The 12,428-nt window shown below is 61.2% G+C and carries 10 protein-coding genes; 6 read left to right on the top strand and 4 right to left on the bottom strand.

Going from position 1 to position 12,428, the window contains the following annotated elements; all coding sequences use genetic code 11:
* Positions 1–706: 706 nt before the first annotated feature.
* The gene (locus FEZ61_RS02565; RefSeq protein WP_017642708.1) at positions 707–1,390 is read left to right on the top strand and encodes a class I SAM-dependent methyltransferase; all 684 of its coding nucleotides are present in this window, start codon (positions 707–709) and stop codon (positions 1,388–1,390) included.
* 3 nt (positions 1,391–1,393) lie between these two features.
* Here FEZ61_RS02565 and FEZ61_RS02570 read toward each other — a convergent pair whose 3' ends face one another.
* Both FEZ61_RS02570 and FEZ61_RS02575 read right to left on the bottom strand, forming a co-directional pair.
* Positions 1,394–2,356: a DUF6515 family protein gene (locus FEZ61_RS02570; RefSeq protein WP_173147054.1), complete on the bottom strand. Its 963-nt coding sequence runs from the start codon at positions 2,354–2,356 to the stop codon at positions 1,394–1,396.
* Positions 2,357–2,434: 78 nt separating this feature from the next.
* On the bottom strand, positions 2,435–3,511 hold the full coding sequence (locus tag FEZ61_RS02575; RefSeq protein ID WP_173147056.1) for an aldo/keto reductase: 1,077 nt from the start codon (positions 3,509–3,511) through the stop codon (positions 2,435–2,437).
* A gap of 126 nt (positions 3,512–3,637) precedes the next feature.
* On the opposite strand from FEZ61_RS02575, the gene proP reads away from it, so the two are divergent.
* The gene (gene proP, locus FEZ61_RS02580) at positions 3,638–5,089 is read left to right on the top strand and encodes a glycine betaine/L-proline transporter ProP (RefSeq protein WP_017642711.1); all 1,452 of its coding nucleotides are present in this window, start codon (positions 3,638–3,640) and stop codon (positions 5,087–5,089) included.
* Between the two features lie 444 nt (positions 5,090–5,533).
* Positions 5,534–6,013, top strand: coding sequence for an Lrp/AsnC family transcriptional regulator (locus tag FEZ61_RS02585; protein ID WP_017642712.1), 480 nt, complete (start codon positions 5,534–5,536; stop codon positions 6,011–6,013).
* Here the strand turns inward: FEZ61_RS02585 and FEZ61_RS02590 are convergent.
* Positions 5,987–6,838 (bottom strand): beta-carotene 15,15'-dioxygenase, Brp/Blh family, encoded by an 852-nt coding sequence (locus FEZ61_RS02590; protein WP_173147057.1) that lies wholly within the window; start codon positions 6,836–6,838, stop codon positions 5,987–5,989. The two genes, FEZ61_RS02585 and FEZ61_RS02590, sit on opposite strands and share 27 nt — an antisense overlap.
* Before the next feature lie 2 nt (positions 6,839–6,840).
* On the bottom strand, positions 6,841–7,533 hold the full coding sequence (locus FEZ61_RS02595; RefSeq protein ID WP_173147059.1) for a bacteriorhodopsin: 693 nt from the start codon (positions 7,531–7,533) through the stop codon (positions 6,841–6,843).
* Between the two features lie 216 nt (positions 7,534–7,749).
* Between FEZ61_RS02595 and FEZ61_RS02600 the strand changes: the two genes are divergently transcribed.
* The 3 genes from FEZ61_RS02600 to FEZ61_RS02610 all read left to right on the top strand — a co-directional run bounded on the left by FEZ61_RS02600 (position 7,750) and on the right by FEZ61_RS02610 (position 12,408).
* A complete protein-coding gene (locus FEZ61_RS02600) occupies positions 7,750–8,142 on the top strand; it encodes a globin domain-containing protein (protein WP_173147061.1) in 393 nt (130 codons plus the stop codon).
* A 783-nt stretch (positions 8,143–8,925) separates the two neighbouring features.
* A complete protein-coding gene (locus tag FEZ61_RS02605; RefSeq protein WP_173147063.1) occupies positions 8,926–10,791 on the top strand; it encodes a 3'-5' exonuclease in 1,866 nt (621 codons plus the stop codon).
* 21 nt (positions 10,792–10,812) lie between these two features.
* Positions 10,813–12,408: an ATP-binding protein gene (locus FEZ61_RS02610; RefSeq protein ID WP_173147065.1), complete on the top strand. Its 1,596-nt coding sequence runs from the start codon at positions 10,813–10,815 to the stop codon at positions 12,406–12,408.
* Positions 12,409–12,428 lie beyond the last annotated feature (20 nt).

Here is a 12,428-nt window from a genome sequence, read left to right on the forward strand (position 1 = left end):
GGACGACCGGGACGAACCGGACACGCCGTATCCGGCGACTTACACCGACGAAAGGCACGCCCACAGGCCATAAGCATAGCCCGCTATCAATGTGCCAGCTAACGTCTCTGCCTCGCGTTCCCGAGCGCTCTAGCCTAGCGCTTTCAGGCCTGCTCTGCTTAGCCTATTAAGCTGTCTATTACCAAAATATGACAATGAGCAATCCCTGGCTTCGTATGCGACCAAAGGCGTCCTTACACCAGCCGTCGAGCCTTCTTTGCTGTCCCTCGGTAGCCAAGGCTCGAACGGCTGCTCTGACATCGATAAAAAGCGGTAGGCACTCTCTATCTTCGCCAATACAGCCTTTTATTTGAACGAACAAAAAACAATGAAGCTTTAAATTCATTGAATGAACAAAAAAAATCCATAAAAGAATCAGCTTCTCATTCAGGGAAGACCAAATGAATACAAACTAGCCAAGTACCTATAAATTGTTTTAAAACAAGAAGATCACTTGCCTGATGAGATCCATATCAAGCATCCAAATGATCTAGGGGTGTTCTGCTGCGAATAGGAGACAGGTGGCAAACCCCATTACAAAAAAACACGAGCGATAACGAAGCTGCTTACGCTTCGCTCATTGGCATGTACTTTCCACCATCGGACGCCGCTCCGAGTTAGCTCCGTAACGCCCCTGCTTTCATCTACCGACAATGACAAGGCCGCTATGCACGACTCGAAGAAAATCGATTATTCGCTAGATACCGCCGACACGTCCGCACCGCACTCCGCGCTGGACAATGCCGCCATCATTTCCGCCTACCGGCGCTGGGCCAATGTCTATGATCGAGTGTTTGGTGGCGTCTCTGCGCCCGGTCGCAAGCGGGCGGTGGCGGCGGTCAATGCCCTGGCGGGTACCCGGGTGCTGGAGGTCGGGGTAGGAACTGGTCTCGCCCTGCCGCACTATGGCGCCGACAAGCGCGTCACCGGGATCGATCTCTCGCCGGACATGCTGGCCAAGGCGCGGGAGCGGGTCGCGCGCGACGAGATCACCACGGTGGAGGCGCTGCTCGAAGCCAATGCCGAGGAAACCGGCCTGCCCACCGGCTCTTTCGATATCGCCGTGGCCATGTTCGTGGCCTCCGTGGTGCCCAATCCGCGCAAGCTGATGCAGGAGATGCGGCGCGTGGTGAAGCCGGGCGGCCACCTCTTGCTGGTCAATCACTTCCAGGCCGAGAGCGGCCTGCGCCTGCTGGCGGAAAAGACCCTGGCACCGGCCTCGCGCAAGCTGGGCTGGCACCCTGACTTCGCCATGGACTCCATCCTTTCCCGCGAAGACCTGCGCCGCGCCAGTCGCAGCAGCGTGCCGCCCTTTGGGCTGTTCACCCTGGTGCAGCTGACCAACGACTGAGCGCTACTCCACCTGATAACCACGCCCCGCCAGGCAGGCGGCCAGGGCCTGGCGGAAGCGCTGGGTCAGGTAGGGATCGCCGACCGCACCGGGTCGCTCGGGATCGAAGCCCGACTCGCCGGCGGCGTAGCGGCGGCAATCGTAGCGATCCGTGGCGTAGCGTTCGGGCGGCTGGCCCTGCAAGGGATAGGCAGTGACGTCATAGGCATCGTAGCCGGTCCCGGCAGGCGCTGCCATCGTGGTCGGTACTGCAGCGACGTTGGGATCGGCGACGGTGACGAAGCCGCCGCCCGGATCGGTGCGGTAATAGCTGCCCGCGGCGAAATAGTAGGTGGTGCCGCCCATCCACAGCGTTTCGGCAAAGGCCGGCAAGACGCTGACGCGTACCCCGGTCGGCGGCAGGGTCACCACATAGCGCGGCCCCTGGGGCCGATACCAGTAGCCGTCGGCATAGTAATACTGACTGTCCCGATACCAGACGCGGGTGAAACCGGCCGGTACGCCCGGCACCTCGAAACCGGGTCGCCACTGGGGATTGGCGCCCCAGCCAGGGCGCGGGCCGGACCAATGCGGGTCCCGCTCCGGTCGTGGAGGTGGCGGCGGCGGATAATTCCGACCGGGCTGGTCAGGCGCCGGCATCATGTAGCCTGGACGCGGCAGCGGGACGGGGCGGTCTTGCCAGGCCGGCTGATAGCCTGGTCGCGGCGGTGGTGGATCGTTGCGCTCCCAGCGCTCCAGGGCTGGACCATTGCCGCGTCCGGGCGAGCCGCCATTCCAGTCACCCTGACCGCGGCCCTGCCAGCGTTCGGCGTTACCAGCGGGTGCGATCGGAGGCGGCTGGGCCCCCGACGGTGGCGTCACATAGACGCCGCCCAGGCGATAGTTGTTATCGGCCCAGGCGGGCGCGATGCTCCAGAGCGAAACGCCGGAGAAGACAAGCGCGAACAGCACGGCAGGCGATTTCATCGCACGGCTCCACGAGGGGATGGCCCAGAGTACCCCAAGGCTTGGACCCTCCCCCAGCCCGGCCGTTAGCCGCTCGCCCTATTTGTCGCGGCGCTGCTCCAGGGTCTTGCGCTGCTCGGCCAGGAACGGCTGCTCGGCCGGATCCAGTCGATCCATCCCGGCGACGATGCGGTGCCAATAGGGATACAGCGGCTCGCGACGGGTCGCCGCCTCGATCCGGGCGGACTCCTCTGCCGTCAGCGCCAGCTCCATGGCCGCCAGGTTGTCGTGCAGCTGGGCTTCGCTGCGGGCGCCGACGATCAGGCTGGTGATGCCCGGGCGATCCCTGAGCCAGGCCAGGCAGACCTGGGCTACCGAGACGCCATGGGCATCGCCCACCGCGGCCAGGGTCTCGATGATGTCCAGGGCGCGTTCGGGATCGTGTACATAGGGCTCGGGCCAATCGCTGCCCTGGCGCGTCCCCTGCGGCGCAGGCTTGCCGCGGCGGGTCGAGCCGGTCAGCAGACCCTCGCCCATGGGGCCCCAGACCAGGGTGCCGACCTCTTGGTCGAGGGCCAGCGGCAACAGTTCGTACTCCGCCTCGCGGGATTCCGGGGTGTAATAGATCTGCTGGCTGACCGGCTTGATGAAACCGTGCAGCTCAGCCTTGCCGAGGGTCTTCATCATTTGCCAGCCGGTGTAGTTGCTGGTGCCGAAGTAGCGCACCTTGCCGCTTTGCACCAGGTGGGTCATGGCCTCCAGCGTCTCTTCGATGGGGGTGACCCCGTCCCAGTTGTGCAGCTGGTAGAGATCCAGGTGATCGGTGCCCAGCCGGCGCAGGCTGTTCTCGCAGGCGCGGATCAGGTGATAGCGCGAAGCGCCGCTGTCGTTGGGGTCGTCGCTCATGGCGCTCCGCCCCTTGGATGCCAGCAGTATGCCGTCGCGCTTGTCGCCCAGGGCCTGGCCGACGAGTTCCTCGGCCAGGCCGTAGGAATACAGATCGGCGGTATCCACCAGATTCACCCCGGCGTCGAAGGCGATGTCGAACAGCCGCCGCAGGGTGCGCAGGTCGATGCCCCCGCACTTCTCGAATCCATCGCGACCACCCACCTGCAGGGTGCCGAGGGCGAGTTGGGAAACCAGCAGGCCGGAGTGGCCGAGCGGACGATATTGCATGGAACCTCCAAGAGTTTTTACCGATAAAGGGTCGACTCCAGGCGTGTTCGGCAAGTTTCAACCGCACAGGAATCGCACTTACAGCGGTCCGCTTGGGTCTATGGCCCCACGCAAGGAGGAAAACACATGTCGAAACACCATCATCACGTTGGCTGGTTCAAGCGTCGCCATGAGGTAAAGCCGGACGACCTCACCATCGTCGACAATTCCCTGGTCAAGCGCGCCGTCGGCGCCGCCGCCCTTGGCAATGCCATGGAGTGGTTCGATTTCGGCGTCTATGGCTACCTGGCCGTGACCCTTGGCAAGGTCTTCTTTCCCGACGGCGATGCCGCCGCCCAGCTGATCGCCACCTTCGCCACCTTTACCGTGGCCTTTCTGGTCCGCCCCCTCGGCGGCATGGTGTTCGGCCCCCTGGGCGACAAGTACGGTCGCCAGAAGGTGCTGGCCCTGACCATGATCATGATGGCCCTGGGCACCTTCAGCATCGGCCTCATCCCCAGCTACGAGAGCATCGGCATCTGGGCGCCTGCCCTGCTGCTGCTGGCACGTGTCGTCCAAGGCTTCTCCACCGGCGGTGAATACGGGGGAGCGGCGACCTTCATCGCCGAGTACGCCACCGACAAGACCCGCGGACGCATGGGCAGCTGGCTGGAATTCGGCACCCTGGCCGGCTATATCGCCGGCGCGGGAACGGTCACGGCGCTCACCGCGGCCCTGACCCAGGAACAGTTGCTCGACTGGGGCTGGCGCGTGCCCTTCTTCATCGCCGGTCCCCTCGGCCTGCTCGGCCTCTACATGCGCCTGAAGCTGGAAGAGACTCCGGCGTTCAAGGCCCACACCGAGGCCAACGAAGGCAAGGCCGCGGACGGTCCGGCGCACAGTCTGCGCGAGCTGTTCACCCTGCATCGGGTCGCCCTGCTCAAGTGCGTCGGCCTGGTGCTGGTGTTCAACGTCACCGACTACATGCTGCTGACCTACATGCCCAGCTATCTGGCGGTGACCATGGGCTACGCCGAGACCAAGGGTCTGCTGCTGATCCTCATCGTCATGGTGGTGATGATGCCGCTCAACATCCTGGGCGGTTTCTTCAGCGACCGGTTGGGGCGCAAGCCGATGATCATCGGTGCGTGCGTGGCGATCCTGGTCCTGGCGATTCCCTGCCTCAAGCTGATCGGCAGCGGCCACGACTGGCTGATCTTCCTCGGCCTGATGCTGCTGGGCATGGCCCTGGCCTGCTTTACCAGCACCATGCCGTCCACCCTGCCGGCGCTGTTCTACACCCCGATCCGCTACAGCGCCCTGTCCATCGCCTTCAACATCTCGGTGTCGCTGTTTGGCGGGACCACTCCGCTGGTCACCGCCTGGCTGGTGGAAAAGACCGGCGACCCCCTGGTGCCGGCCTACTACCTGATGGCCGCGGCCGTGATCGGCATCCTGACCATGCTGACCGTGCGCGAAACCGCCGGCCAACCCCTGCGCGGCTCGCCACCCTCGGTAGCCAGCGAAGAAGAGGCCCGGGAGTTCCTCGCCAGCGACGCCCCCCTGACCGTGGACAAGCAGCCGCCTGGGCAGGCGTGAGTTTCACGGATTGATCGCGGCCGCTCCTACAGGCATATACCGCTGTAGGAGCGGCCCATGGCCGCGATGCTCTTCCCCCTTACCCAACCTTCCCCAGACGCCCTCCCCGCCCCCCAAATCCCACGCAAAAGAAAAGGGGAGACCTTGCGGCCTCCCCTTGAATTCGTTGTCCTCTCGCACCGCTCGTGACGGTGGCTGCGATCGACCAGGAATGGTGACCTGGGCGGGCCCGGGCGCGGCGGACGGGATACCGTCGTTGGCTATGCGAAAGGCCCTCCTGGGGCACCTTCGTTGGACAGCTCTACCGGGCTATCGAAGTTGAATTCAGCTTACGCCCCTGTGGCCGGCAGCGGGTTGCGTTGTGCCGCTTCTTTCCTGCCTCTTGCGCAATCCATGTCCACAAACCTAGGATTAAGCGCAATCGGCTAGCGCAAGGCATGCAGAATGGACAAACTCGATCGCTTCGATCTGAAAATCTTGGCAGAACTGCAGCGCGACGCGCGCCTGTCCAATCAGGAACTGGCCGAACGCATCGGGCTATCGCCCTCCCCCTGCTCGCGACGGGTCAAGCAACTGGAAGACAGCGGCTACATCACCCGTCAGGTCGCCCTGCTGGATCGCAAGAAACTCGGCCTGTCGCTGACCGCCTTCGTCCTCATCGGCATGGACAGACACACCCCCGAGCGCTTCGAGAACTTCCAGGCCATCATCGCCCAGTGCCCTGAGGTGCTGGAGTGCTGCCTGGTCACCGGCATGGATGCGGACTATCAGCTCAAGGTCGTCGTGCCCGACATGGAGCACTACCAGCAGCTGCTGCTGGGTACCCTGACGCGCATCGAGGGCGTCTCCAGCGTGCGGTCGAGCTTTGTACTCAACCAGATCCTGGCCAGTACCGAGCTACCGCTCAACCACCTGCGGTCTTGAGCGCGGCTGCGTTTCAGCGTCGGATACGAGAAAACGCGGCAGCACCAGCATGTGTGGCACGGCGAAGGCCGCCAGCACGGCGAACAGCGCGCGGATGCCGGTGCGTTCCTGCAGTAGGAACACCAGGCCACCGGCCAGGGTGAAGAGCGCAGCGCCCAGCAGGATCGGCCACGTCAGACGCAGATAGGCCTTGAAGGTGGGCGCCCCCAACAAACGTTGGCGCGCCCCGGTCTGGGGCGCGGCGTGCAGCAGATAGAAGCCCAGGGCGAACCCCACCAGCGGCGGCGCCAGCACCACGGCCAGCAGCGTCACCGCCAACCTAAGGCAACGCTGCTGCCAGACGGCCAGCAACAGTACCGGCAGTGCCAGCAGCCCACCCAGTAGGAGCACGCGGGCTAGCCAGTCTGCGAGGGCAAGAGAAGCAGCCGGCCCCATGGCCAGGGCCAGCAACCGGGCGACGGCGGCTTCGTGCACCACCGCCGGACCGCCAATGATGAACAGCCCCAGGGCCAGCGAGGCCAGCCGCTTGGGAAACAGCTCGTCTTCATGGGCGAAATGCCAGGCCGAGAGTAGCAGGAACAGCAGCAGCGCTGCCGTGCCTGCCAGTTGCCAGCAGAGCAGGCAGGCCAGGGCCGTCGCCAGATAGCAGCCGAGAAAGACCAGGCGCCGCCCGGGTGCGACCAGGCGCAGATCGCTGGCACCATGCAGCAGGCCCAGACCCAGGCCTACCACCAGGGCATAGGCCAATTGCCCGGCTCCGCCTGCCAGGCTGGCGAGCCCGGCGCTCAGCACCAGCGCCAGCCAGCCTCGCCCGGTCTCCTGCATCTTTAGACGCCGGTCCGCGCCAGGGCCGCGCGCAGATTGCGCTCGGAGGTGAAGGCATAGACCACCTTGGCCAGCACGTCGAGGATCAGGAAGACCCAGACCGTGGCGGCATCGCTCACCGCCCAGACGCCCTCCGGCCCCACGGCGAAAACCACCGGATAGATCAGCCAGAGCACGCTGAGGAAGCCGACATTCTTGCGATAGGCCGCGCCGATCGCGGCATGCTGGCCGGCTAAGGTCGCCAGCGGCTTCCATAGCAGATAGAGCACCCCGACAAAGGCCGCGCAGGACCAGGCGAAGAATACCCACTTGATGGTGCCGTACGGTGCCAGAGAGGCCACCAGACCGGTCACGATCATTACCACGTCCAGGGTGACGATGGAGGCCACGAAGCCGCCTTGTCCCTCTTGCTCGCGGGCACCCAGGTAGGCCGAACTCACCACCCCGGCCAGCAGCAACGGCGTGGTGAAGGTCCAGTCCAGGTAGCGGGCGACGTAGGTGATGCTGCCATCCAGCTTGATCAGATTGCCGACCCCCAGGTACATGGCCAGATAGGCCGTGGCGGCGATGAAGGGCACGGCGGCGTGAACCAGGGTATGACCGTGCAGCGGACCGCGGTGCGCACCCTTGGCATAGATGGCCAGGGAGGCGAGCGACATGATGACGAAGCCGATTAGCAGAGGGGTCTGACTCATGGGGTTCTCCAGGGGGACGATAGGTGCGCACTGACGGGCCAGGCCCTCTGGAGTAGGGGTTTCTCGGCGACCGCTGCGCTTAAGGTAGAGAAGCCGCCGCGTGAGTTGGTTCAAAATGTTTCAGAGAGTCGCGCGGCCTCCCCCTTGATCGGGATCAAGACGTCCTCAGCAGCGCTCGGGCAGGCTGCGCCGTTTCGTGCCTGCCCAGGAACCCGCATGCTGCCGGCCCAGAATGTGATGTTGAGCTACGGACGCTGCTGCGCCAGCCCCGCCTTCTTCGATGATTTCTATCAGCGCTTCCTGGCCAGTTCGCCCCAGGTCCGGGAGAAATTCGCCCACACTGACATGGCTGCCCAGCAACTGCTGCTGCGCCACGGCATCATGAACCTGGTCCTGGTGGCCCGCGGCATGCCCACCACCAAACTGCGCCAGCTTGGCGAAAGCCATTGCCGGGCGCGGTTGGACATCGGTCCCGAACTCTACGAAGGCTGGGTCGACTGCCTGCTCGCCACCCTGGCCCAGCACGATGCCGACTTCACTCCCGCCCTGCGCCAGGAATGGCAAGGCGTGCTGGAAGCGGGAATCGCGGTGATGCGCAGCTACTACTGAGCGGGGCCCTGATTGTTGGGCTGAGACAGCTCTACCGTCGAAGCCCAACACCCCAACGCAACGCACCTCACCCAAACGCCCCCTCTCCCCTAGGGAGAGGGTCGGGGTGAGGGCAGCCCATCACCGTAGGTTAGGCTGAGACAGCTCCACCGTCGAAGCCCAACACCCCAAGGCAACGCATCCCACCCAAACACCCCCTCTCCCCCAGGGAGAGCGCCGGGGTGAGGGCAAACCAGACCTCGTAGGTTGGGCTGAGACAGCCCCACCGTCGAAGCCCAACGCCCCAAAGCAACGCATCCGACCCAAACGCCCCCTCTCCCTCCGGAGAGGGCCGGGGTGAGGCAAACCAGACCTCGTAGGTTGGGCTGAGACAGCTCCATCGTCGAAGCCCAACACCCCAAGGCACCGCACCCTACCTAACGCCCCTCTCCCTCAGGAAGAGGGCCAGGGTGAGGGCAAACCACACCCCGTAGGTTGGGCTGAGACAGCTCCATCGTCGAAGCCCAACACCCCAAGGCACCGCACCTCATCCAAACGCCCCCTCTCCCCCGGGAGAGGGCCGGGGTGAGGGCAAACCAAACCCCGAAGTACCGCTATACCCCCAAGACAGCCCAATACCGGCCACCTGCCAGCCACCATCGGTCGGCCAACTCGGCCAATCGCCCGGCAACACCCGTCTCACGCTTTACCCGCCGCACCTGCCTGACTAACGTATGACGAAAGGACTTTTGTGCGACAGATCACGGTTTATCCGCCCTGCCCCACACCACGGATGGATGACCGATGGCCCGCTTCTTCCCCGCTCGCAGCCAGTGCCAGTTCGATACCCCCGGTGAACGTCGCTTCGCCGAACGCCTGGAAAAACTGCTCGAAGACGACTACCTCTGCTGGAGCAACGTCCCGGTCGGCCCCAAGGCGCGCTACCCGGATTTCGTCGTACTTCATCCGCGTCGCGGCATCCTGGTGCTGGAGGTCAAGGACTGGAAGCTCGCCACCCTGGAATCCGTCACCCCGGGCAAGGTGCGGCTGCATACCCAGGACGGCCTCAAGACCGTCGCCAATCCCCTGCTGCAAGCCCGCTCCTACATCCTCGAAGTCGACCTGCTACTCAAGAAAGATCCGCTGCTGCGCCAGAGCGCCAGCTCGCCTCACCCGGGCCAACTGATCATGCCCTGGGGCTGGGGCGTGGTGCTCACCGGCATCACCCGCCGCCAGTTCGAGCAGACCGATCTGGTCGACGTCCTCGATCCCCAACGCGTGCTGTTCCAGGACGAGATGACCGAATCCGCCGACCCGGAAGCCTTCCAGCAACGCCTCTGGGACATGTTCCCCCATGTTTTTCCCTGCGCCCTCAGCCTGCCGCAGATCGACCGGGTGCGTTATCACCTCTACCCCGAGGTACGGGTCAACAGCCAGCCCGGCCAATTCGGCCTGTTCGACGCCGCCGAGGCGCCGCTGCCCAGCCTGATCAAGGTCATGGACCTGCAGCAGGAACAACTGGCGCGCTCCCTGGGCGACGGCCACCGCGTCATCCACGGCGCCGCCGGCAGTGGCAAGACTATGATCCTCGGCTATCGCTGCGCCCACCTGGCCAAGGTCTCGGTCAAACCCATCCTGGTGCTCTGCTACAACAAGTCCCTGGCCGGGCGGCTACGCCAGGTGATCGAGCAGAAGGGCCTGGGCGAACGGGTGGTGGTGCAGAACTTCCACGCCTGGTGCGCCGAGATGCTCACCGCCTATCAGGTGGACAAGCCGGACCACCGCTTGCCGGTAGCGGCCAAGATGGAGCAGTACGTGCTGCGCACCATCGACGCCGTCGACCGCGGCCAGATCCCCCGCGGTCAGTACAGCGCCGTGCTGATCGACGAAGGCCACGACTTCGCCCCCGAGTGGTTCCAGCTGGTGGTGCAGATGGTCGACCCCAGCACCCAGTCCCTGCTGGTGCTCTATGACGACGCCCAGGCCATCTACCGCGGCAAGGGCGGCAAGAAGGCGCTGGACTTCAGCTTCGCCAGCGTCGGCATCCAAGCCCAGGGCCGCACCACCATCCTCAAGCTCAACTACCGCAACACGGTGGAGATCCTCGCCGTCGCCCGCGCCTTCGCTACCGAACTGCTGACCAGCCGTGACGCCAGCGAAGACGGCGTGCCCCTGATCGCCCCGGAAAGCGCCGGCCGCCGCGGCCCCTTCCCTGAACTCATCCAGTGCGGCAGCGACCGCGAGGAATGGGACCTGCTCATCGCCCGCATCCGCGACGAACAGGCAAACGGCCGCCAGCTCAGCGACATGGCCATCCTCTACCGCAGCACCAGCCAGGCCTACCAGACCGAATACGAACTCAAGAAGGCCGCCATCCCCTACCGCTCCGGCGCCAGCAACAAGGGCCGCGCCCAACTCTACGACGCCGAAGACAGCGTGAAGATCGTCAGCATGCACTCCAGCAAAGGGCTGGAATTCGGCTTGGTACTGATTCCGGGACTAGGCGAAATGCCCAGGCAGAACGAGCCGGAAGCGGATGAGGCGCGGTTGCTGTATGTGGCGATGACGCGGGCGATTGATCGGTTGGTGATGACGTATCAGAAGCCCTCAGTTTTTTCAAAAAAACTAATCATCAGCCAATCCCAACTTCAAACATCCAAGTCAAATTAACAGCTTAACCCGGGAGGCAAAATGTATAATAACAGCCATAAAAAAGAACACCACATCATAGACGGAACCCCAGAAAAAAGGCTTTTCCTATCAATAATAAGCGATTATGGCTTGAGAACAGGGCTTTTTGAACTAGTAGATAACGCCATAGACTGCGGGGTTTCTAATGGAAAATCCGGCGACTTAAAAATAGATATATACCTAGACGCAGAACGCCAAATAATATCAGTAACAGACAATGCAGGAGGAATAAAAGAGCCACAACTAAGGTTACTTGTAGCACCCGGGGCAAGTGGTAATAAAGCAAACCAAGAACTCATCGGAATATTTGGAGTAGGAGGGAAAAGAGCTGGAATAGCATTAGGGGAAAGGGTAGAAATCCGAACCCGATTCAAGAAAGAACAAGGATTCCAAGTCGACATCACTACAGAATGGATCGAATCAGAAGACTGGAGCCTAGCCGCCTACGAAATAGAAAACATAGGCCCAGGGACAACCACCGTAGACATATCGAAACTCAGACAAAGCTTTACAGAAAATGATATCACCCAAATATTTTCGCAGCTATCAGAAACCTACGCCTGGTTTATAAATCAAGGCTGCACGATAAGACTCAACGGCACGACAATCACACCAAGCCTGTTCGAGAACTGGTCATACCCGCCAACATTTGAACCAAGACAATTAAACCTAGAGATATATCCGACAATCCAACACAAAGTCCTTGTAGAAATTAATGCTGGATTGATATCCGATCGAGATCCCGAATTAGAAAACTATGGAGTCTATATCTACTGCAACAATAGACTTATAACAAAAGAACTAAAATCAAGAGAGGTTGGATATTTCATTTCTAGCGAAGCAGGAGTCCCACACCCAGACGCATCACTGTGTCGCGTTATTGTAAAGCTCCAAGGCCCAGCCGAGGTAATGCCCTGGAACAGCAGCAAAAGCAATATAAATTTCAATCACCCATCCTTCAGCCAAATAAGACCCACCCTGATTAGTTTAGTAAGTTACTTCAGCTCACTCTCCAGAAGATTAAAGGGCAACTGGGAAGAGAATGTTTTAAGCTATACCTCCGGGGACTATCAAAAGATCACAAAAGAAGAAATTCTCTCAAACAGGAAGATTGTACTGCCAAAGCTCCCCAGAGTAAGAGCACTTCCAAAATCTGACGAACTAAAAATTAAAAACAAGAAAATTCTATTAGAAAAGCCTTGGACCTTAGGCTTAGTCGAGTCTTTCGGCTTGATAGAAGTCATAATGAAGCAACGCCTCGAAACAAAAAATAGAGCCGCACTAATACTTCTAGACAGCAATCTAGAAATAGGACTAAAAGAATTCATCGTAAGTAGGACGGATATTTTCAAGCCAAACATCTATGATGATAACAAAATATCAAACCTATTCAAAGCCAGACATCAAGTCATAAGCGAAATAACTAAACACATAGACATCCCTCAGGAAGAGCTAAACAAAATCAGATATTACTACAGCCTACGAAACAAGCTCATACACGAAAGAGCCACGATCGGGATAACCGACTCCCAGATAATCGATTACCAGAAAACAGTAACTAAACTAATGAAACTGTTATTCGGACTTAGGTTTTAACATCTAATTTAATTATAAAT

The organism is Pseudomonas sp. MS15a(2019) (genome assembly GCF_013277805.1).
Taxonomy (GTDB): domain Bacteria; phylum Pseudomonadota; class Gammaproteobacteria; order Pseudomonadales; family Pseudomonadaceae; genus Chryseomonas; species Chryseomonas benzopyrenica.